General features: G+C 41.6%; 23 protein-coding genes. 9 read left to right on the plus strand and 14 right to left on the minus strand.

Translation table 11 applies throughout. From position 1 onward, the window contains the following. Positions 1–50 precede the first annotated feature (50 nt). From JOC76_RS07020 to JOC76_RS07045, 6 genes are all read right to left on the minus strand, one after another. Entirely contained in the window at positions 51–290 is a 240-nt protein-coding gene (locus JOC76_RS07020; protein ID WP_205176880.1) for a YusG family protein, read from the minus strand. A 112-nt stretch (positions 291–402) separates the two neighbouring features. Next, a complete protein-coding gene (gene gcvH / locus JOC76_RS07025; RefSeq protein WP_205176881.1) occupies positions 403–786 on the minus strand; it encodes a glycine cleavage system protein GcvH in 384 nt (127 codons plus the stop codon). Between the two features lie 34 nt (positions 787–820). Next, positions 821–1,177, minus strand: a complete 357-nt coding sequence (locus JOC76_RS07030; RefSeq protein WP_205176882.1) for an arsenate reductase family protein — start codon at positions 1,175–1,177, stop codon at positions 821–823. 162 nt (positions 1,178–1,339) lie between these two features. Next, the gene (locus JOC76_RS07035; protein WP_205176883.1) at positions 1,340–3,121 is read right to left on the minus strand and encodes an acyl-CoA dehydrogenase FadE; all 1,782 of its coding nucleotides are present in this window, start codon (positions 3,119–3,121) and stop codon (positions 1,340–1,342) included. Positions 3,122–3,136: 15 nt separating this feature from the next. Continuing rightward, positions 3,137–4,315, minus strand: a complete 1,179-nt coding sequence (locus JOC76_RS07040) for an acetyl-CoA C-acetyltransferase (RefSeq protein WP_205176884.1) — start codon at positions 4,313–4,315, stop codon at positions 3,137–3,139. 34 nt (positions 4,316–4,349) lie between these two features. Continuing rightward, positions 4,350–6,734 (minus strand): 3-hydroxyacyl-CoA dehydrogenase/enoyl-CoA hydratase family protein, encoded by a 2,385-nt coding sequence (locus JOC76_RS07045; protein WP_372441917.1) that lies wholly within the window; start codon positions 6,732–6,734, stop codon positions 4,350–4,352. 210 nt (positions 6,735–6,944) lie between these two features. On the opposite strand from JOC76_RS07045, the gene JOC76_RS07050 reads away from it, so the two are divergent. Then, positions 6,945–7,076, plus strand: a complete 132-nt coding sequence (locus tag JOC76_RS07050; RefSeq protein ID WP_205177015.1) for a YuzL family protein — start codon at positions 6,945–6,947, stop codon at positions 7,074–7,076. 257 nt (positions 7,077–7,333) lie between these two features. Then, positions 7,334–7,699, plus strand: coding sequence for a DUF378 domain-containing protein (locus JOC76_RS07055; RefSeq protein ID WP_205176886.1), 366 nt, complete (start codon positions 7,334–7,336; stop codon positions 7,697–7,699). Positions 7,700–7,733: 34 nt separating this feature from the next. On the opposite strand, the gene JOC76_RS07060 is transcribed toward JOC76_RS07055, so the two are convergent. The 5 genes from JOC76_RS07060 to JOC76_RS07080 all read right to left on the minus strand — a co-directional run bounded on the left by JOC76_RS07060 (position 7,734) and on the right by JOC76_RS07080 (position 11,397). After that, on the minus strand, positions 7,734–7,982 hold the full coding sequence (locus tag JOC76_RS07060; protein ID WP_205176887.1) for a DUF2573 family protein: 249 nt from the start codon (positions 7,980–7,982) through the stop codon (positions 7,734–7,736). Between the two features lie 222 nt (positions 7,983–8,204). Continuing rightward, positions 8,205–8,471: an RNA-binding protein gene (locus JOC76_RS07065; protein ID WP_205176888.1), complete on the minus strand. Its 267-nt coding sequence runs from the start codon at positions 8,469–8,471 to the stop codon at positions 8,205–8,207. Further along, the gene (locus JOC76_RS07070; protein ID WP_205176889.1) at positions 8,464–9,285 is read right to left on the minus strand and encodes an ABC transporter ATP-binding protein; all 822 of its coding nucleotides are present in this window, start codon (positions 9,283–9,285) and stop codon (positions 8,464–8,466) included. The genes JOC76_RS07065 and JOC76_RS07070 overlap by 8 nt, the downstream gene beginning before the upstream one ends. A 55-nt stretch (positions 9,286–9,340) precedes the next feature. Beyond that, complete coding sequence (locus tag JOC76_RS07075) at positions 9,341–10,396, minus strand: FecCD family ABC transporter permease (protein WP_205176890.1); 1,056 nt, start codon at positions 10,394–10,396, stop codon at positions 9,341–9,343. Continuing rightward, a complete protein-coding gene (locus tag JOC76_RS07080) occupies positions 10,393–11,397 on the minus strand; it encodes a FecCD family ABC transporter permease (protein ID WP_205176891.1) in 1,005 nt (334 codons plus the stop codon). Before JOC76_RS07080 ends, JOC76_RS07075 begins: the two co-directional genes overlap by 4 nt. A 175-nt stretch (positions 11,398–11,572) precedes the next feature. Here JOC76_RS07080 and JOC76_RS07085 point away from each other — a divergent pair, with 175 nt between their 5' ends. Continuing rightward, complete coding sequence (locus JOC76_RS07085) at positions 11,573–12,541, plus strand: ABC transporter substrate-binding protein (protein WP_205176892.1); 969 nt, start codon at positions 11,573–11,575, stop codon at positions 12,539–12,541. A 344-nt stretch (positions 12,542–12,885) separates the two neighbouring features. Here JOC76_RS07085 and JOC76_RS07090 read toward each other — a convergent pair whose 3' ends face one another. Beyond that, positions 12,886–14,055, minus strand: coding sequence for an FtsW/RodA/SpoVE family cell cycle protein (locus tag JOC76_RS07090; protein ID WP_205176893.1), 1,170 nt, complete (start codon positions 14,053–14,055; stop codon positions 12,886–12,888). A 254-nt stretch (positions 14,056–14,309) separates the two neighbouring features. Beyond that, positions 14,310–15,068 (minus strand): DUF4931 domain-containing protein, encoded by a 759-nt coding sequence (locus JOC76_RS07095; RefSeq protein ID WP_205176894.1) that lies wholly within the window; start codon positions 15,066–15,068, stop codon positions 14,310–14,312. Between the two features lie 193 nt (positions 15,069–15,261). Between JOC76_RS07095 and JOC76_RS07100 the strand changes: the two genes are divergently transcribed. Beyond that, on the plus strand, positions 15,262–16,044 hold the full coding sequence (locus JOC76_RS07100; RefSeq protein ID WP_205176895.1) for an undecaprenyl-diphosphate phosphatase: 783 nt from the start codon (positions 15,262–15,264) through the stop codon (positions 16,042–16,044). A gap of 383 nt (positions 16,045–16,427) precedes the next feature. Here the strand turns inward: JOC76_RS07100 and JOC76_RS07105 are convergent, their stop codons facing one another. Beyond that, a complete protein-coding gene (locus JOC76_RS07105) occupies positions 16,428–17,090 on the minus strand; it encodes an FMN-dependent NADH-azoreductase (RefSeq protein WP_205176896.1) in 663 nt (220 codons plus the stop codon). A 251-nt stretch (positions 17,091–17,341) separates the two neighbouring features. Between JOC76_RS07105 and JOC76_RS29885 the strand changes: the two genes are divergently transcribed. From JOC76_RS29885 to JOC76_RS07125, 5 genes are read left to right on the plus strand one after another with little or no spacing between them, the layout of a single operon-like run. Then, a complete protein-coding gene (locus JOC76_RS29885; protein WP_239557589.1) occupies positions 17,342–17,722 on the plus strand; it encodes a helix-turn-helix domain-containing protein in 381 nt (126 codons plus the stop codon). 23 nt (positions 17,723–17,745) lie between these two features. Further along, the gene (locus JOC76_RS29890) at positions 17,746–18,279 is read left to right on the plus strand and encodes a substrate-binding domain-containing protein (protein WP_239557590.1); all 534 of its coding nucleotides are present in this window, start codon (positions 17,746–17,748) and stop codon (positions 18,277–18,279) included. Continuing rightward, complete coding sequence (locus tag JOC76_RS07115; protein ID WP_205176897.1) at positions 18,276–19,142, plus strand: ABC transporter substrate-binding protein; 867 nt, start codon at positions 18,276–18,278, stop codon at positions 19,140–19,142. The genes JOC76_RS29890 and JOC76_RS07115 overlap by 4 nt, the downstream gene beginning before the upstream one ends. Positions 19,143–19,184: 42 nt before the next feature. Further along, positions 19,185–19,883, plus strand: coding sequence for an ABC transporter permease (locus JOC76_RS07120; RefSeq protein WP_205176898.1), 699 nt, complete (start codon positions 19,185–19,187; stop codon positions 19,881–19,883). Then, positions 19,880–20,638, plus strand: a complete 759-nt coding sequence (locus JOC76_RS07125; protein WP_205176899.1) for an ABC transporter ATP-binding protein — start codon at positions 19,880–19,882, stop codon at positions 20,636–20,638. Before JOC76_RS07120 ends, JOC76_RS07125 begins: the two co-directional genes overlap by 4 nt. Positions 20,639–20,821: the final 183 nt, after the last annotated feature.

Genomic DNA, 20,821 nt, shown 5'->3' on the forward strand with positions numbered 1-20,821 from the left:
TAACTATATCATGTTTGTCCACTTAGAAATAGGTTTTTGCTCGAAAAATATTAACACCATCCACCATCATCACAATCGGTATATTTAGCATTCGGCTGTTCAGAAACGGTCACATTCTGATAGATTTTTTGTTGTTCTGCCTCGAAATGATGATCCAATTCGACTTGCATCTGATCAGAAAGTTTTATTTTTCCAATCGATGTATTTTCAAGGAAGAGTTCGATTTGACCATTTTTTAACTTGCCAACCACACGATCTGTTACATCAATCTTTTGCTGTTTTAACGTCATTACATCCACCCTCTTCAATTTGTTTAGCATTAGTCTTCCCAGACAGGGCTCAGAAAAAGAGTGGAAATATAAGTGAAAAAGCACCCATAATCTAGGTGCTTTACACAACAAATTAGTCTTCTTTTATCATTTCATCGTATTGTTCAGACGTCATTAAGTTATCAACTTCACTTAAATTAGAAGGCTCAATGACAATCATCCATGCTTTTTCATATGGTGACTCGTTGACAAACTCAGGGCTGTCACTTAATTCTTCGTTGATTTCTACTACTTTACCGCTTACTGGTGCATATAGTTCTGATACGGTTTTTACAGATTCAACACTGCCAAATGGTTCGTTAGCAGTTACTTCTGCGCCTACTTCTGGAAGTTCAACGAAAACAATATCGCCTAGTTCATGCTGGGCAAATTTAGTAATCCCGACGCGGACTTTTTCGCCTTCTACCTTCACCCATTCATGTTCTTCAGAATAACGTAAATCTTTTGGTGTACTCATTTGAAACATCCCTCCAATTTGCATAAATTAGAAGCTAGAGCCAAGTTTTTTCAAACTCTTCTTCTTTAAAGCCGACAGTAACACGCTCTCCATCCGTCAAGATCGGCCTTTTGACTAACATCCCATCAGATGCCAGCAAATCGAGCAGTTCATCCTCTGATGCTGTGTTGATTTTATCTTTTATCCCTAATTCACGGTATTTTAAACCACTGGTATTAAAAAATCGCTTTAATTCTAAGCCGCTTTTTTGGTATAGCTCCTGTAGTTGTTCTCGTGAAGGGGGCTGCTCGACAATATGTACTTCTTCATAGGAAAGATGATGTGCATCTAGCCATTTTTTCGCGTTTCGGCAGGTACCGCATTTTGGATACCAATAAAATGTTAAAGCCAAGATTTTCACCACCCAAACATTCATTCATAAAAATTTTATCATAAGGCCTTCGAAAATCCTAATGGACTGTCCTTTCATCAGGTAAATTCGACACCTTTTGAATTATTTCCTTCACTTTAAAAAAATATAATAGAGCCCCATCAAATGACAGGGCTCCTTTATTTAGACGGTATAGCGTTCTTCTTCAATTAAGACATCAGCTGCTTCACGTTTTTTCGCAATCACATTGATTGGCTGATGGCGTGTAAATTTGCGAAGGGACGTTAACATCATACGCAGTGTATCGCCTTCTTCAATCGCAACAAGCGATTCTTTAGCGGATGCTTCGATTTCGTTAAAGGCTTCTTGACAGAAGATTTGGGTATAAAGAAGCTTCTGTTTGTTCTTATCTAAGCCGTCTTTGGTAATCGCCTTTTCAGTGCGAAGCACAACGGATTCCATGGCATAGACGTTGGAAATAATGTCCGCAATATTTGCTAAAATTTCTTGTTCTCTTTCTAATGCCTTACCGAATTTCTGCGCCGCCAAGCCGGAAGCCAATAAAGCAATCTTTTTCGCATTTCTGACGAGGTATTTTTCTTGTGCTAATGGCTCGTCACCAGGCTCTTCTGGCATTAACATCATTAATTCCTCTTGTAGTGCTAATGCTTTTTGGAAGAGTGGCAGCTCACCTTTTATTGCTTTTTTCACAAGGGTGCCTGGCACTAAGAGCCGGTTAATTTCATTGGTTCCTTCAAAAATTCGATTAATCCGGGAATCCCGATAGGCTCTTTCAATTGGATACTCTTGCATGAAACCATAACCGCCATGGATTTGTACCCCTTCATCAACGACATAGGATAATACTTCGCTTGCAAAGAATTTGTTCACCGAGCATTCAATGGCATACTCTGCGATCGCACTGGCCACCTTTTTTAGATCTTTTGCATCTTCAGTGGACAGCTTTCCTTGGTTTTCTTCATATAAACCAATGGTACGGTAAACAGAACTTTCCGCCGCATAGATTTTCGATGCCAACGTTCCGAACTTTTCTTTGGTTAAATTGAATTGGGATATCGCGGTTTTAAATTGTTTACGACCATTGGCGTATTTAACGGTCATATCAAAAGCTTTCTTCGAACCGCCGACAGCGCCGACTGCCAATTTATAACGGCCAATGTTTAAGATATTAAAGGCAATCACATGCCCTTTCCCATACTCACCTAGGAGATTTTCAACCGGAACTGGCACATCTTCTAAAATCAACGTCCGAGTCGAAGAGCTCTTAATTCCCATTTTCTTTTCTTCCGCACCAGTGGACACACCTGGGAAATCCCGTTCCACAATAAAAGTGGAAAAATGCTCTCCATCGATTTTCGCGTACACCACGAATACATCGGCAAAACCAGCATTGGTAATCCATTGCTTTTCACCATTTAGGATATAATGAGTACCTGCTGCATTTAGTTTGGCAGTTGTTCTAGCGCCAAGGGCATCTGAACCGGACCCAGGCTCGGTTAAAGCATAAGCGGCAATTTTTTCGCCAGAGGCAAGGGCAGGTAGATATTTATTCTTCTGCTCATCATTACCAAATAAGACGATTGGCAGGGAGCCAATCCCGACGTGCGCTCCATAGGAAAGGGAAAATCCGCCGGCACCCGCCATTTTTTCGGTAATCAGTGACGAGGTGATTTTATCTAAACCAAGTCCTTCAAATTCTTCGGGAACATCAACCGCTAACAGACCCAGCTCACCCATTTTCTTTAACAGTTTGACCGTCCGATCAAATTCATGGTTTTCTAAATGCTCAAGCTGCGGGACGACTTCTTTTTCGACAAAGTCTGAAGCGGTCTGGGCAATCATTAAGTGCTCGTCGTTAAAATCCTCCGGGGTAAAAATATCCTGATAGGAAGGATCCTCAATTAAAAAGCTTCCGCCTTTGACAACTTTCTTCGTATCTGCCATTAAAAATTCCTCCTTTTATGCTAATAATTCAAATACTCCGGCTGCGCCCATTCCGCCGCCAATACACATGGTCACAACGCCAAATTGTTCGTTGCGGCGTTTTAATTCGTGAATTAACGAGAGCGTTAGTTTTGCGCCTGTACAGCCAAGCGGATGTCCAAGGGCAATCGCACCGCCATTGACGTTGACAATTTCTTCATTTAACCCCAGTTCCCGGATAACTTGCAGGGATTGAGAGGCAAAGGCTTCATTTAATTCAAATAAGTTAATATCCGATAACTCCAGACCTGCCAGCTTAACCGCTTGTGGAATGGCGACAACCGGCCCGACACCCATGATTTCTGGCGGGACACCCCCAACCGCAAACGAGCGGAATTTCGCTAGTGGCTTCAATCCGAGTGCTTGTGCTTTTTCTCGGTCCATCAGCATTAAGGCTGCCGCTCCGTCACTTGTTTGGGAGGCATTACCAGCAGTTACAGAACCAGTAACGGAAAAAGCTGGCCGAAGCTTCGCGAGTGTCTCTAGATTGGTATCTGGGCGAACTCCTTCGTCCATAGAAAAGGAAAACGTTTTTTCAACTAGTTTTTGGTCATTTCCAACCGTCCGAACGGTTACATCGACGGGAACAATTTCATCTACAAATTTTCCCTCTGCGAGGGCTTTTGCGGCTTTCTGATGGCTTCTTACGGCAAAGGCGTCTTGGTCCGCGCGGCTAATGCCATATTTTTGAGCGACCTGTTCAGCTGTATGCCCCATTCCCATATAGTATTGCGGAGCGGTCTCCGCGAGTTTAATATTCGGACGGACTACATGCCCCATCATCGGAATCATGCTCATTGATTCGGCTCCACCCGCGATGGCTGTATCAGTAGATCCAAGCATAATTCCTTGTGCCGCATAAGCGATTGCCTGTAATCCGGATGAACAGAAACGATTAATCGTAATCGCTGGGACAGTATAGGGAAGACCTGCTAAAGCTCCAATATTGCGGGCCATGTTGTTTCCTTGCTCCGCTTCCGGCATCGCACAGCCCATGATTAAATCATCGATATTTCCTTCATAAATGCCGGCACGCTTTAGGGTTTCTTTTACGACCAATGCCCCTAAATCATCCGGACGTACATGGGCAAGCGATCCTTTCTTTGCCTTACCAACCGGAGTCCTAGCCCCGGCCACAATCACGGCTTCTCTCATTCGATTTCCCTCACTTTCTCTAAATCTAGTTATCTTAGTTTCTTAACGGTTTTCCTTTAACAAGCATATGCTGCATTCGCTGCTGCGATTTTGGTTCGACAATCAGGCTTAAGAATGCCTCTCGTTCTAAATCTAATAAATACTGTTCATCGACTTCGGTACCAAATGGGACTCGACCACCAGCAATCACATATGCGATTCTTTTGGCAATTTTTACATCATGCTCTGAGATATAACCGGATAGCCGCATGGCTTCTGCTCCGAGCAAAAGAGTCGCATAGCCCGTTTCTCCTACGACTGGAACCTTCCTGCGAATTCTTGGTTTATATCCTTTTTCATGTAAGGAAAGCACGGTCTGTTTGGCATCGTAAAGGAGATGATCACTATTAAAGCTAATTCCGTCTGAAGCACTTAAGAAATTAGTTTCCCTTGCTTCTTCAGCAGAGGTGGAAACTTTCGCCATGGCAATCGTTTCGAACACCTTATTGGCCACATTTTGCAAATCAATTGGAACTCCATTTGGCAGGTTCGCTAAGTGCTTCATGTAAAGTTCTTTGTTTCCACCGCCGCCTGGGAGCAGACCAACACCCACTTCGACAAGCCCCATATAGGTTTCAGAGGAAGCTTGGATATGAGTTGCAGGCAGACAAACCTCCGCACCGCCACCAAGTGTCATGCCAAATGGTGCAGCGACAACCGGCTTAGAGCTGTACTTCACTTTTAACAAGGCACGATGAAGATGGCGGACAATCAAATCTAATTCATCAATATTGTCATCCTGTACTTCCATTAACATCATCGCGAGATTTGCCCCAACACAGAAGTTTTTCCCCTGGTTGCCGATGACCAGACCTTTATAATTTTTCTCAACCTCATCGACAGCGTGGTTAATCATTTGGACAATATCGAGTCCGATTGCGTTGTTTGGTGAGTGGAACTCTAGTAGAGCAACACCATCACCAATATCAATCAGACTTGCGCCGCTGTTCTTTTTAATGACGCCAATTTGTTTTTTTATTTTTTGAAGGTCAATTACCTTAGGGTTCGTTTCAACAAGCCGGTATTGACCGTTATGATAGTAAAATTGCTCGCCGTTTTCTTCTAAATAAAAAGATGAATATCCTTTCTCAAGCATTTCAGTAACCCAAGTAGGTACCTCAACACCTAAACTTTTCAGTTTTTGCACTGATGTTTCCAACCCAATCGCATCCCAAGCTTCAAACGGTCCCAATTCCCAGCCAAAGCCCCATTTCATCGCACGGTCGATGGCGACAATATCATCTGCAATAGTCCCTAATAATTGAGCAGAGTAAATGAATGACTCCGTAAAAGTCTTCCATAAAAATTGACCAGCCTTATCGTTCGCATATACAAGCGCTTTCAATTTATTGGCTGTGCCTTTTTCCTGACTAACTAATTCTACCGCTGGCGTTGCTAATTTTTTACGTGGTCCATATTCTAATGTATTAGGATCTAACTCCAAAATGTCTTTTCCTATTTTCAAAAAGAAACCTTGACCCGACTTGCTTCCTAGCCAGCCTTTTTCAACCATTGATTTGAGGAAGGCGGGAATTTCAAATATCTCTTTTTCTGGACCCTCGACCTGTTCGTACACATTATTAGCGACATGATAAAATGTGTCTAATCCAACCACATCAAGTGTTCGGAAGGTCGCACTCTTGGCCCTGCCGATTAATGGACCAGTGATCGAATCGACTTCACCGACACTAAGACCAGCTTTTAACATTTCTCTAACTGTTATAAGAAGACCATAGGTACCGATACGGTTAGCGATAAAGTTTGGGGTATCCTTAGCAATGACAACCCCTTTTCCTAATACATCCTCTCCAAAAGTTTTCATGAATGAAAGTACTTCCGCTGACGTATATTGTGTTGGGATGACTTCGAGTAATTTTAGGTAGCGCGGTGGATTAAAGAAGTGTGTTCCAAGGAAATGCTTTTTAAAATCATCTGATCGCCCCTCCACCATGGCTTCAACTGATATTCCTGAGGTATTGGAACTGACAATGCTGCCAGGTTTACGATATTGGTCCACTTTTTCAAAGACTTGTTTTTTTACGTTGAGGTTCTCGACAACGACTTCAATGATCCAGTCAACGTCCTTCAGTTTAATGAGATCATCTTCGAGGTTACCTGCTTCAATCAGGGCGAGATTCTTTTTGGAGGTTAATGGTGCAGGCTTTTGCTTCAATAATTTTTGGATATTTTGTGAGCTAATCCGGTTGCGGACTTGTTTGTCGGCTAAGGTTAATCCTTTTGCTGCCTCTTCTTTTGATAATTCACGCGGCACAATGTCCAGTAATAGTGTCGGGATGCCGATATTGGCTAAGTGAGCAGCAATACCTGAGCCCATCACCCCGGATCCGAGGACTGCAGCTTTTTTTATTAAATGGTTCAACATTGTCTCCCCCTTCAGGCTTTGAATGAATACTCATTCATTTTTATTACAAAAAAAAATGAACGGTTAAATGAGTCTTGCTACTAACTAATATAAAATATTTTGAAAATTTGTGCAATCGATAAATGCGGAATTTCAAAAATTTTTTGAACATATTTTTTACCTGCATAAATGGAACGGGATGGGCATCCTAATCACGAGGTGATAAGTATGGCGAAAATGAAAAAGAACCCTTCCAAAGCCGGTGTAAGTGCCGCTAGTGTAAAAGGCAATGGCGGTCCAGGTAATGAAGAACAACAAGTTGACAAGCAAAACAGCCAGAATAGTCAATTTAAAAGATAAGCGGAAGCGCCTTGAACAGGGGCGACAGGCTAGACAAGCCGGCGAGAAGGCTGCACTATAGCCTTCTTGACGGCTTGGCTTAGACCTAAGAGCCCCTAGGCGCTGGAGCTGGACAATTCTCAAAGTATATTCAAAAATCTTATGTTTTTTTACAGGCTGAAATTCAGCCTGTTTTCTTTTTCTACACCTGAATGATATTTATTTTTTTACACATGCTAGTATCGATATCTTCCATTACGATTCAGGAGGTGAAATTCATGCGAACCTTATCACGGATTGCTTTGGTTTTAGTCATTATTGGGGCCATTAACTGGGGTCTGATTGGTTTATTCCAATTTGATTTAGTAGCTGCTCTTTTTGGCGGGCAGGACTCAGCCTTATCTAGAATCATTTATAGCCTTGTCGGACTGTCCGGACTTGTTTGTATCCCATTATTATTTGCTCGGATCGGAGATACCCAAGCAAATACTACTCAACAGAACTATGGTAAACCGAATTACGCCACAGAATTTGGTGAAGAAAATGACATGACAGATATTAATAACCGTGCACAACAATCTGCTTCCAGCCAAACTTACAAGCCTACAGACAGCAACCAATCTGGCTCTGACGATCAATTGTAAGAGAATCGGCCATGTTTCATACATGGCCGTTTTTTTATTTATTCGCTTTTCGATGCTGCTCATTCAACTGCTTTATTTCATAACTAATCTGCTTCATTTCTTCTTTTCCATCAGGATAGAGTTCGTTCCAGTGCTTGGCTAAGGCTGGCATAGACTTAGCAATATGGGTATATAAGGCCCACGCCTTTACCTTTTCTTTCGTCTCTTCCGTACTTTCACCAACTAAAAGCTCACTGTATTTTTCGAGTAATGCTTCGAACTGAGCAGTAAATTCCTTTTTCATCCTGACACCTTCCATTCTGGGTTTTTTACGTGCATGGACAAGTTTTGCATCGATTTCCTGCCTTTAACTAATATGAAAAACAACAAGTACTCCTCATCCGTACTTCATTGTTATAGTTTATCATATTCGCAGGATCCCCAAAGTATCTTTGTAATGGATTGAGACTGTAAGTGCCGAAGATGGATCCTTCTGCTTCAAAATAGTAAGTAAGTAAAATCTCCGTTAACTGTTGCATCCTTTATTTAATGACATATTCAGTTGTTTATTCCATTTTGACATCGCATAAAGAGATAAAACAGCAATAAAAGCATACCGTTTACTTAACATGGATGCAGCAGCCTTTTCATTTGGCGCTCCGATTGCATGTGCAAATTTTTTAAAAAATTCCCTGAGAAATGTGTCATCCAACAAATCGTTAATAAGAAATGAGTGTGGCAAGTTAGATTGTTGTAGTTGAATCCGTTCTATATCTGTTAACTTGTCAGCCATTCATCACAACCACCTTATCAAGGATTCGTCGTCCTTTTCCATAAGGAATACAGAGTGGTGTACCAAATAATGGATCCACGGTTATCTCACATTCCATATCAAATACCTGTTTCACTAACTGACCACTGATCACATGCTCAGGTGCCCCTTGGGCATAAACCTTTTGATCCTTAATTGCGACAATATTATGGGCAAACCGGCAGGCAAGATTAAGGTCGTGAAGCACCATGACAACAGTTCGATTTTTAAATTCATTTAATTCAAATAATAAATTAAGAATCTCAATTTGATGGGTCATATCCAGGTAAGTAGTAGGCTCATCCAATAAAATAATATCTGTATCCTGTGCCAATGTCATGGCAATCCAGGCCCGCTGCCTTTGTCCGCCTGACAGAGAATCGACTGCTCTTTCTTTCAAATGTTCAAGTCGAGTTGCCATTAGCGCTTCATATACCTTTTTTTCGTCTTCTTCAGTCCACTGTTTTAACCAGGATTGGTGTGGATAACGCCCTTGTTTAACTAGCTGAAGAACAGTAAGCCCTTCCGGTGCTGACGGCGATTGCGGCAGGATAGCCATCTTTTTAGCAATCTCTTTTGTCGAAAGCTTTGCGATTGTTTTCCCTTCCAGTAAAATCCCGCCAGATTTCGGTTTTAAGAGCCGGGCAATGGAACGAAGAAGCGTAGACTTTCCGCAGCCGTTCCCACCGATAAAAACGGTAATCTCACCCTTTGGAATCTCTAAATCCAGTTCTTTAATAATGAGATTTTCCCCATATGCAAGAGATAAACTTTGCGTTTCAATTGCATTCCTCATGATGCCAACTCCTTTTTGATTAGCTTCGGTAGCGCTGCCCCAGCACGATGGACTTTTATGCACCTCTCGTTTTAAAAAGAAGGTAAATAAAATAGGGTGCTCCGATCCCTGCAGTAAACACTCCGGCAGGCACCTCTAATGGCGAAAACAAGGTCCTTCCGATTAAATCGGCCACCATAATAAGGATTCCACCCAATAACGCAGAGATGGGAAGTAATGCCCCAAATGAGGAGCCGACTAATCTCCTTGCCATGTGGGGTGCCATTAATCCGACAAAACCAATTCCTCCAGCAAAGGCGACTGAACTGCCAATCAATGCTGTACTAATCAGTAATAGCAAGAACCGCTGTTTTTGGACCTTTCCGCCTAGTCCAGTTGTCACCTCATCACCAAGCTCCTGAATATTAATTGACCGCGCTGAAATGAAGGCTATGAGTAGGAAAATAATGGTCCAAGGCAATAGTGTCATAACGTTTTTCCAATTGGATCCATAGACTGTACCGGTAATCCAGATATTCGCCTGGCTCGCTTGATAGATGGGTCCCATAATCATCATTAATGTTGTTAATGCCTGCATTAAGGTTGATATCCCTATCCCAATCAATACCAGCCTTATTGGTGAAACACCATTTTTCCAAGCAAGGAAATAAACTAAAAAAGCAACGAGTCCGGCCCCTAGAAAAGCTGCTAATGGTAACCACGCAATACTTATGGTTAAAGCATTATTTTTATCGCTAAATGCTGCTAAAAATCCAACCACGGCAAAAGCTGCTCCCCCTGTTATTCCAAGAACATCCGGAGAAGCTAATGGGTTGCGAATCATTCCTTGGAGAATACCTCCTGCCACTGCTAAAGACATCCCAACTAATAAAGCAACAATAATCCGGGGTAAGCGGAAAGAGGTGATAATGAGCTTCTCCATTTCCGGGCCGCCGCCAAATAATACTTTTACAACAGTTAGCGGCTTAATCTTCATGTCCCCCGCTCCTGTACTAAATACTAAAACAAAGAAGGTAACAAGGAGCAAAATGAAGTACAAAAGTGCCGCTTTTCGATCAATTAAAAAAGATATCTTGCCCTTAAAAGGACGGAAGTTATGATAATTGCTCATTTGCCATTGAACCCCCTTCTTGCGATGTAAATAAAGAATGGAGTTCCAATAATCGCAGTCATTACCCCTACAGGTACCTCTGAGGGCATTAAAAGATATCTAGCAGCGATATCTGCTGCAAGTAACAGTACTGCACCAAGAATTCCCGATAGAGGGATTACCCAACGATGGTCAATTCCGACGATGGTTCGTGTAATATGTGGGATGACAATCCCAACAAAGCCAATAGGACCGGCTACTGCCACAGCCCCCCCTGCTAAAAGAATAACTAAGATACCAATCGTAATTTTAACAATTCCTGTATGTAAGCCCAGTCCTTTTGCAACATCTTCCCCCATGGACAGGATATTCAGTTTGCCAGCAATTAAAATTGCCCCCACCCAGCCAATTCCGATATATGGTAACACGGCGCTTAAAGTTTCAAGCTTTCTTCCTTGAACCGAACCGGCCAGCCAAAACAATACCTGCTCAAGTGCAGCTTCATTGATGACGAGTAAGCCTTGCGTAAAAGAAGAAAACATAGCAGCGATAGCTGCTCCAGCAAGAGTAAGCTTCATAGGAGTCAGCCCTTCCCTTCCAAAGGATCCAACCCCATACACACAAAATGCTGCAACTGCCGCACCCAAAAAGGCAAGTCCGTTAAAAGTCTGTAGATCGGTTACCTTGAATAGGGTAACTGCTGCTACTACAGCAAAGCCTGCCCCTGCATTGATTCCAAATATTCCAGGAGAGGCCAGTGGGTTTTTCGTTAAGGTTTGCATGAGCGTCCCTGCAATTGCCAGACTGGATCCTACAGCTGCTGCGATTAATGCTCTCGGGACCCTGACTGTTTGGATAATAATCTGTTCATTTGAACCATTGTAATTCGTATAAGTATCGACAGCCGTTTTCCAGCTTGTGTCCGTATAACCAAAAATGACACTAGCACACATTAATAGCAGCATTAGGATAACCGCAACAATTATGCCAGACCATTTGAATGTTGAACTTTTTAACAGCATTGATTTGAAACCCTTTCAAACTCATTTTCTTTTAGTCTACTTTTATGGATAATAACTGTCAATGATTTTGATAATCATTTTCAATTAAGTGTTGACAGGTGCTTGAAAGGCAAATTATGATTGGATTGTAAATGAAAATCATTATCAATTATTTTTCAAGGGGGATACATACACAATGAAAGCAATCAAAATGATTTTCTCTATCTTCTCACTTATGGCTATATTCTTATTAGCTGCATGCGGAGGTACCGATGAGAAAACAACAGTAAAAAGTGAAACACCAAAGACAACAGATGAAAAAAGCTATACGGTGGAACATGCCATGGGGTCTACTACGATTAAGGGGACACCGAAACGGGTCGTCATTCTCACAAATGAAGGTACAGAAGCTCTTTTAGCATTAGGAGTGAAACCTGTTGGAGCTGTTCAATCGTTCACGGGTAATCCTTGGTATGAGCACATTGCGGATAAAATGAAGGGCGTAAAAGTGGTTGGACTTGAAAGTGAAGTAAATGTAGAAGCGATTGCTGCTTTAAAGCCTGACTTAATTATTGGGAACAAAATGCGTCAGGAAAAAATCTATGATCAGTTAAGTGCGATTGCTCCGACCGTTTTTGCCGAGACACTTCGCGGTGACTGGAAAGAGAACTTTAAATTGTATGCGAAGGCACTCAATAAAGTGGATAAAGGAAAGGAAGTGATTCAAGATTACGATTCACGGATTGCTACTTTAAAAGAAAAGCTTGGTGACAAAACGAAGATGAAGGTCTCTATGGTTCGTTTTATGGCTGGCCAAGTTCGCATCTATCATAAGGATTCTTTTTCTGGTGTTATTTTAAATGACCTTGGTTTTGCCCGTCCGGAAAGTCAAGACAAGAATGACTTTGCAGAGTTAAATGTGACAAAGGAACGAATACCAGCGATGGACGGAGACATCCTCTTCTATTTCACCTATGATACAGGGGATGGAAAAGGTTCTGAATTAGAAAAAGAATGGATTGATGATCCATTATTTAAGAACCTGGAAGTGGCTAAAAAGGGCGAAGTACACAAAGTAAGTGATCCAATTTGGAATACAGCTGGCGGTGTTCTCGCAGCTAATCTGATGCTGGATGACATCGAGAAAATCTTTTTAAAAAAATAGCATCTTAAAACAGGGCTGCCCTTTGTAGCGGCCCTGTTTTTGCTAGTTTCAGCTCAGAAACAAAAGCGCAAGCGCCTTGAACAGCCCCGACAAGCATAAGACGCTCAGGGAAGGAAGGCGTACTTTGCCTTCATTCCCTGAGTGGCTTATGACCTCGAGGGGCTAGGCGCTGGAGCTGGACGTCGACAGTCCTTTTTATTAACAGCTATCCACAAGCGAAAATTTTATAATTTCCTAAACGAGAACAAAAGAGCAAGCGCCTTGGTCGGCTCCTGAAAAACACAAGTAGTAAATCCATCATTTCCAAGACTACAAAAAAAAGAACGAACAATTGTCCGCTCTTTTTATGCCGATGTCGAAAACATATACTTTTTATAATGATATCGTATCGAGAAAATTAAACCGACCCCCATCATGTTCCCCATCAGCGCACTTCCCCCGTAGCTGATAAATGGAAGCGGGATACCTGTAATCGGTAAAACACCAATGGTCATCCCAATGTTTTGAAACACGTGGAACGTAATCATACTGATAACCCCAACACAAATGTACGTATAAAAACGGTTCTTTGTTTCCATTCCGACCTTGGTTAAATGATAAATCAATAAGAAAAACAAACTAATCAACACACTAGAACCGATAAAGCCATATTCTTCCCCAATGACACTAAAAATAAAGTCCGTTTGGCTTTCAGGCAGATAGACTTCACGATTGCCGAAGCCTTTACCACCTGTTTGACCTGAACCGATTGCTAGCAGCGATTTTGTCAACTGATAGGCATCCGTACCTTCATAGCTATAGGGATCAAGCCAAGAATAAATACGGCGAAGCTGGTAACTCCCTACCCCAAGGTACTTTTCCAAAAGATCCGGAGCCCAGATAACAAAATAAAAAATGACCCCAATGAAGATGATGCCAATGGAAAACATCGGAACCAAGATTTTCCACGAAATACCTGAAATAAAGACCATCCCGATTAAAATCGCCAAGAAAACAAGTGATGTCCCCAAGTCCTGTTTGATAATGAGACCTAACGGAACCATCACCACCATCCCCATTTTGATTAAGAGCCAAAAATCAGATTGCAGGGTTTTAAGCGGATTTTTCAAATGATGTTGTTCAATTACACGAGCCAGACCTAGAATAATAAAAATCTTCACAAATTCTGATGGCTGTAAAGAACCAATTCCTGGTACCTTAAACCAGTTTTTTGCACCGTTAATGGTCGGGGCAATACTAGATGGCGCAACAATTAAGAACGCTAGCAAAAAGATCCCAAAGCCATAAGCGTACCAGGTTAATTTTTTTAATTGGTCCGAATCCAAGGTCATAATGAACCCAATAATCCCTGCCCCAACTACATACCAGAAAATTTGCTTGACGAGAAAGTTCTCTTTATACTGCCCGCTCGCTTGGGCACTATAAATGGCTAAACAGCTCGCGATAAAAAGTAGGATTAAGATAAAAACCAGGTTGTAATCCAGTTTTGAAGTTGTATTGCTATTAGAAGTCATATGTGTTCCACCTTACAAAATCTTGTCCATTTCTCCATTATATTTTGAAAACATATAAATCTCAACTTCTAACCGGCTGCTGGTTTTATTTACATGATTGAAATAGAAAAGCGCAAGGCGCTTAGCTTTCGGCGACAAGCACAAGACGAGCCGGCCGAAAGGTTGTTTTTTAACCTTTTGGACGGATTGGCTTGTGACCTCGAGCCGATGGCGCCTGGAGCTAGACAATTCTCGAAGTCGAAATTTAAACTTATTCAAAAATAAATTCCTTTTACATCATCTGCCATCCAAACAAGATTATTCGGGACTTGCGGAATTCCATATCCAATATACAGCGGCGTGGTTACAAAGCGAGAAACAATTTTAGCATATATTTGATCATCCAGGTGATAAAAAAAGACATTATAGCTTGTAGCTCTAAAAGGAAAATGATTCAGGATATAGTGAACCGCGATTTGAATGTACTCCGCAAACTCGTCCTGATAACGACTATCCTTCATTTGGACATTAAATTCATAAAAGCCGACACGGGGCTTAGTGGATAAGGTAAACCGAACATTATTCTGCTCCGCAATCACAATCCCCTCAAAATCATCATGTGCTGCTTTTTCTCGATAATCAATATCATGTAACCCGACAATCTGCATATGCGGGTGGGCAATCGTCCCTCCCGACAATGGACCATGATTTTTGAAAAATAGCACCGACCGATACTGACCGCTTTTCTCCATTTCTAACCAAGACGTGAGTCCAAATTGAATTAAGCGATGGAGATGCTCTTTTGAATAGGTAGATAGATCGCCTTGACATTCATCTGTTTCAATTAAAACCGTTTGATAGGCATTTTCTAGGACAGGATATTTATTTTTTAAAAGGATGATGGGTCCTTCGACGGAAATAAGGTCTGTCAGCTGGTCTCTTTCGCAAAATGGACAGGCCTGATCTTTGTTTCGAATATTTTCTGGCTTCTTGACTCCGATAGACGTATTAAAATGAAGATGAGAATTTTCCAAATCGCGTTCTCCTCTCAGGCAGTATATACCTATTTTATGGGAGAACACGGTTGATTTGCACTTATTTTGATTGTTGTAACAGTTATTTTATTGATTCATTTACCACAATAAAATTTCATGTATTCGTCATCATTGCATATCTATTAAATGTACAGGCTTAGATTATTTTAGTATGAGAGGGAGCATACATTCTATGTTAACAAAACTGGAAGCCTTAATCCTCGGAATCATCCAAGGTGTAACAGAATTTTTGCCCATTAGCAGCACCGGTCATCTTTACTTAGGAAGAAATCTATTCGGTCTACAAGAAGCGGGGCTCTTGCTTGATACCATGCTGCATGTTGGAACATTGCTGGCCGTGTTTGTCTTCTATAAGGACGAATTTGTCAAAATTCTAAAAAAGCCGTTTAGCAAGTTAACCTTTTTATTAATTATTGGGACGATTCCTGCGGTTGTGTTTGGTCTTACATTAAAAGATTATATTGATGAAATTTCCAAAACTGGCGTGACGATCGGCTGGGAATTTTTAATAACGGGATTATTCCTGTGGCTTGCCGATTCTGCCAAAAACGGGTATAAGAAAATGGACGATATTACCTATAAGGATGCCCTTATAATTGGCACCTTTCAGGCAGTCGCAATCCTACCGGCCATTTCCCGCTCAGGTATGACAATTGTGGCAGCACTTTGGCGGAAATTAGACCGGGAAACAGCCGCATACTTTTCATTTCTTTTGTCCACTCCCGCGATTGCTGGGGCCATTGTCCTACAGACCAAGGATTTACTCGAAGGACAAGGCGAAGCCATCTCGCTATCCTCCTTGCTTGTCGGCATCGCTGCCTCTGCCCTATTTGGTTATGTAGCCGTCAGATGGATGATTGGCTATTTGAAGAAACATTCCTTAAAGCCGTTTGCCATCTATGTTTGTGTGTTAGGGGTTCTTGTACTGTTCTTTCAGTTTACGGGGAGATTTTAAGAAAAGCGTAAGGCGCTTAGACTTCGGCGACAAGCACAAGACGAGCCGGCCGAAAGGTTGTTCTTTAACCTTTTGGACGGATTGGCTTGTGACCTCGAGCCGATGGCGCCTGAAGCTGGACATTTCTCGAAGTCGAAAATGCTTTCATAATTCATTAAAAGAAAATGCGACTCATTGATGAGTCGCATTTTTATTAGTTCTGTTAAATAAGGCTGTTGATTTCCGCTACAGGCGCTCAGCAAACCCGCGGGCGTGCCGGGGAGCCTCCTCGGCGCTAATGCGGCCTGTGGGGTCTCCCCTGCCCCGTACTCCCGCAGGAGTCGAGCGCCTTCCGCTTCAATCAACATAGTATAAAAACAACAATGTCGTTTAATAGAGACTTTTTATAAAATAACCGCCTCCGCAGCCATAACTCTAGCAGCTGCAGCTGCCTGTTCTTTTGCTTTTGCCATAATTTCTGGAATCTGTTTTGGAAAATGATCCATTCCTTCCGCCACAACAGTGTCCAAACTCTCAAATCCAAGAAAATCGAATACCTTGCGCAAGTAGCGGTCACCAAATTCGAAATCAACCATTGGACCTGAAGAATAGATGCCTCCGCGCGTTTGAATATGAATCGCCTTTCTGCCGGTCAATAGTCCTCTAGGACCTTCCGGTGTATTCGTAAAGGTTTTTTCCACAATAAATAAATTATCGATAAACTTCTTCAATATTGATGGGGCACCAAGATTCCAAATCGGTGTCACAAATACATAATAATCCGCAGCAATAAAACGGTCGGCAAGTTCATGCATTTTTTCAAGCTTGCTCCGTTCAGCCTCTGATAATTGCTCCTTTGTATAACCCATGAATGATAATTTTGCCCGTGCGTATAAAAGATCCATGTCAATCTCAGGAATGTCCATATCATATAAGTGCCAGCGTTCGATTTCCACATCTGGCTGTGCAGCCTTAAACTCCTCTAAAAATACTTCCCCGATTTGCATCCCTTTTGATAGTTTTAGATTATTTTTAGGGTTTGCTGTTATATATAAAAGTTTCGACATGTACATCCTTCCCTTAACCAGAAATTTTCCTTCTATAAAATATACTACAACAAATCCCCTTGCTCACGATTGAACAATACGTGACATTTGTGACGAAAATAAGAACTTAACTCTTCCCTATGAACAATTCATGACAATCTTAAACAAAACTTAACAAAACTCAACAACACTTAACAACACTTAACAAAAGTCACATGTGGTATAGGAATTTTTTTATAAAATAAAGCAGGAAAAGGAGGTTGACATAAATAATGGAGGAAAAGGCTTATACTCCCGATGAAGTGGCGCAAATTTTTCAAATTTCAAAGCATACTGTTTATGAGCTAATTAAAAGAGGACAACTGCAAGCCTTCAAAATAGGTAATAAAATGAGAATCGAGCATGCTGAACTGGAACGGTATAAAGAAAGCATGAAAGCACCATCTAAAAAAATGCTCCATGTTCCCAGTTTAACTAACATAGTGGCTGCACCGATTCGTCTGTCCGGTAGTCATGATTTTCTTGTTGAGCATTTCGCCAAACAAGCTGGAAGCGCTTTGAATATACAAATCCAACCTTCCTTTATCGGCAGTTTAGACGGTTTAATGATTCTATACCGCGGTCAATGTGATATGCTGCAATTCATTTATTAGATCCCACTTCACAAGAGTATAATTTGCCATTTATCCATCAGCTATTTGTTTATGAAGATATTGCGGTCATGAGATTTGCCTCCAGAGAGCAAGGCTTCATCGTCGCAAAGGACAATCCCAAAAGGATTCTTGATTTTCCGGATTTAACCAAAAGGGATGTCCAGTTTATTAACCGGCAAAAAGGGGCAGGTACAAGATTTTTACTAGATTCAATGCTTTTTAACTATGGGATTAATCCAAGTAGGATTAACGGCTACGGTCGTGTCGAATGGACCCATTTATCTGCTGCTTCACATATCAACCGAGGCATCGCTGATGTGACCTTTGGCATACAATCCGCCGCGAGTCACTTAGGTCTAGATTTTGTGCCAGTTGCGCAGGAAAAGTTTGATCTTGTTTTTCGTTTTACAGCAGAAAACAAACAGAACTTATTGGCTATTATCCATTTTTTACAGTCTTCAGGCTTTAGAGAAAGCCTAACAGATGTAGATGGCTATTCGATTCAAGATTTAGGAAAAATGATCTATCAAACGGGTCAATTGGAGGAACTTGTATGAAGAAAAATCGATTATTAATCGCCTTATTTGCTTTAATGCTTCTCGTTTTATCAGCATGTGGCAATTCGAATACCAAAGAAGCAGCAGCGAAAGAGAAAAAAACAGCTGGCAAACCAGCACCTACCCAAATGATTCTTGCTACAACAACCAGTACACAAGACAGTGGGTTACTGGATGTTATCATCCCTATGTTTGAAAAGCAAAACAATGTGAAAGTTAAAGTGGTTGCAGTTGGAACTGGTGAAGCATTGGCAATGGGGACAAAAGGTGAAGCAGATGCACTGCTTGTTCACGCTCCTGCAGCTGAAAAGGCTGTAGTTGATGCTGGTGATGCAATCAACTATAAGCGCGTTATGTACAATGATTTTGTTTTAGTAGGTCCAAAAGAAAATCCTGCTGGTGTTAGCGGAGATGATATTAATGCGGCATTTAAAAAATTAGCAGAGACGAAAGCTACTTTTGTTTCACGCGGAGACGATTCTGGTACAAATAAAAAAGAACTTGCCATTTGGACAACTGTTAATATCAAACCAAGTGGCACCTGGTATGTTTCAACCGGACAGGGAATGGGTCAAACCCTGCAAGTGGCTGCAGAGAAAAAAGGCTATGTATTAACAGACCGTGCTACATGGCTTGCCCAAGCTAAAAACTTAGATACTTTAAAGATCGTCGTTGAAGGCGGCAAAGATTTAATGAATATCTACCATGTTATGCAAGTAAATCCAGACAAACATAAAAACATCAATAGTACAGATGCTAAAAAGTTTGTTGAATTTATGATTAATCCAAAAACACAAGATGTGATTGAAAACTTCGGTAAAAAAGAATATGGCCGCTCATTATTTATTAAGTACACTGAATAAATAGTATGACTAGGCATAATGGATCACCTGGGGGAATAGGATATGGACTTATTGTTAGACGGAATAAAAAAAGCGATTGAAATCATCCTTTCCGGGGATCCGGAAGTATTTGCGATTACGCTTCTAACCCTAAAAGTCTGTCTACTGTCCATTCTCATCAGTACCCTTATCGGATTGCCGCTTGGTATGTTGCTCGGATTGACCCGCTTCAGAGGACGCAAATTCCTGCTCGTGTTCATCAACATTGGTTTAGGGATGCCCCCTGTTGTGGCCGGTCTTTGGATTTCTCTTGTCTTATGGCGATCAGGACCCCTAGGTGATTTATCTTTGCTCTATACACCGACAGCGATTGTGATGGCACAAATTTTAGTCAGTCTGCCAATCGTAACAAGCCTTACCTGTACAGCCTTTCAGCAAATTAGCGAAAAAATGCTATTGCAAATTAAGGCACTTGGGGCAACACGACTGCAAACATTATGGATTCTAATCAAACAATTAAAAATGGCCATTTTAGCAGCCCTCATGGCCGGTTTTGGCCGTGTAATTGCTGAGGTGGGTGCTGCGATGATGGTTGGGGGCAATATTCAAGGGGATACCCGAATATTAACAACGACTATCGTAATGGAAGTTTCCAAGGGAAACTTTGACATTGCCCTAGCCCTCTCGTTCATTTTACTGTCTGTTGCCTTAATGATTACAGGAGCCTTAACATTTTTCCAGCAAAGGAAGCGAATATCATGAACCCGTTAATGGAGCTGAAAAACGTTACTTTTACTGCCCAGCAAAAAACGATTCTTGATATTCCAGCATTTCAAGTAAATGACGGTGAATTTCTTGGGATTATGGGACCAAACGGTGCAGGAAAAAGCACCTTACTTAAGGTCCTATCCTTACTAGACAAGCAAACAAGCGGGGAAATACTTTATCGGGGGCAGCTCCTTCCTTTTGGATATGCACCGCTCGAGTTGCGAAGAAAGTTCTCAGTGGCTCTGCAGCAATCCCTCCTTTTAGATGGAACCGTCTATCAGAACATTGCCATTGGGTTAACATTGAGAAAGGTTCCCAAATCAATCATAAAAGACAAGGCGGCACAGTGGCTGGAGTTATTTGGAATCAGCCATCTGGCCAAAAAAAATACTCTTTATTTATCCGGTGGTGAGGCGCAACGGGTTAATCTTGCCCGAGCCATGATTGTTGAACCGGAAATCCTGTTTCTTGATGAACCATTTTCAGCGCTCGATTTTCCAACGAAAATCCGCTTAATGGAAGATTTTAAGAAGATTACCGAAGAATCCAGAACAACTGCTGTGTTTGTCAGCCATGATGTAATGGAGATTCATTATCTTACCAATCGGCTTATGATTATGGTCAATGGCCAAGTAAAGCAATCAGGACCAACCCCTCTGGTCCTCGAACATCCTAACCCTTCCACTCAATCCTTCCTAAAGGAGTGGAAGAAATTCTTACCCGCCTTAACGGGCAGTTCGTTATATTGATATTACCCAAAAGCGGGGCGCAGTTCTGTCATAGAACTGCTTTTTTATTTTAATAAGTGTACCTCACTGCTACTAAAAACATAAACAAATATCATCATTCATTTATGCTAGATTAGTTCCTGCTTCTTTGAACCCGATCTCGCCACTTGCTAGCTACTATCGTTTGTTCGGCTCTCCACAGGC

It is taken from the genome of Neobacillus cucumis (assembly GCF_016908975.1).
Classification (GTDB): domain Bacteria; phylum Bacillota; class Bacilli; order Bacillales; family Cytobacillaceae; genus Neobacillus; species Neobacillus cucumis.

Bases quoted from the DNA above. Each gene is read 5' to 3' on its own strand.
- JOC76_RS07065 (WP_205176888.1), bottom strand. From the start codon at position 8,471: ATGGCTGACAAGTTAACAGATATAGAACGGATTCAACTACAACAATCT.
- JOC76_RS07060 (WP_205176887.1), bottom strand. From the start codon at position 7,982: ATGAAAAAGGAATTTACTGCTCAGTTCGAAGCATTACTCGAAAAATAC.
- JOC76_RS07085 (WP_205176892.1), top strand. From the start codon at position 11,573: ATGAAAGCAATCAAAATGATTTTCTCTATCTTCTCACTTATGGCTATA.
- gcvH (WP_205176881.1), bottom strand. From the start codon at position 786: ATGAGTACACCAAAAGATTTACGTTATTCTGAAGAACATGAATGGGTG.
- JOC76_RS07080 (WP_205176891.1), bottom strand. From the start codon at position 11,397: ATGCTGTTAAAAAGTTCAACATTCAAATGGTCTGGCATAATTGTTGCG.
- JOC76_RS07125 (WP_205176899.1), top strand. From the start codon at position 19,880: ATGAACCCGTTAATGGAGCTGAAAAACGTTACTTTTACTGCCCAGCAA.
- JOC76_RS07035 (WP_205176883.1), bottom strand. From the start codon at position 3,121: ATGGCAGATACGAAGAAAGTTGTCAAAGGCGGAAGCTTTTTAATTGAG.
- JOC76_RS07100 (WP_205176895.1), top strand. From the start codon at position 15,262: ATGTTAACAAAACTGGAAGCCTTAATCCTCGGAATCATCCAAGGTGTA.
- JOC76_RS07090 (WP_205176893.1), bottom strand. From the start codon at position 14,055: ATGACTTCTAATAGCAATACAACTTCAAAACTGGATTACAACCTGGTT.
- JOC76_RS07020 (WP_205176880.1), bottom strand. From the start codon at position 290: ATGACGTTAAAACAGCAAAAGATTGATGTAACAGATCGTGTGGTTGGC.
- JOC76_RS07040 (WP_205176884.1), bottom strand. From the start codon at position 4,315: ATGAGAGAAGCCGTGATTGTGGCCGGGGCTAGGACTCCGGTTGGTAAG.
- JOC76_RS07055 (WP_205176886.1), top strand. From the start codon at position 7,334: ATGCGAACCTTATCACGGATTGCTTTGGTTTTAGTCATTATTGGGGCC.
- JOC76_RS07120 (WP_205176898.1), top strand. From the start codon at position 19,185: ATGGACTTATTGTTAGACGGAATAAAAAAAGCGATTGAAATCATCCTT.
- JOC76_RS29885 (WP_239557589.1), top strand. From the start codon at position 17,342: ATGGAGGAAAAGGCTTATACTCCCGATGAAGTGGCGCAAATTTTTCAA.
- JOC76_RS07050 (WP_205177015.1), top strand. From the start codon at position 6,945: ATGGCGAAAATGAAAAAGAACCCTTCCAAAGCCGGTGTAAGTGCCGCT.
- JOC76_RS07075 (WP_205176890.1), bottom strand. From the start codon at position 10,396: ATGAGCAATTATCATAACTTCCGTCCTTTTAAGGGCAAGATATCTTTT.
- JOC76_RS07105 (WP_205176896.1), bottom strand. From the start codon at position 17,090: ATGTCGAAACTTTTATATATAACAGCAAACCCTAAAAATAATCTAAAA.
- JOC76_RS07070 (WP_205176889.1), bottom strand. From the start codon at position 9,285: ATGAGGAATGCAATTGAAACGCAAAGTTTATCTCTTGCATATGGGGAA.
- JOC76_RS07115 (WP_205176897.1), top strand. From the start codon at position 18,276: ATGAAGAAAAATCGATTATTAATCGCCTTATTTGCTTTAATGCTTCTC.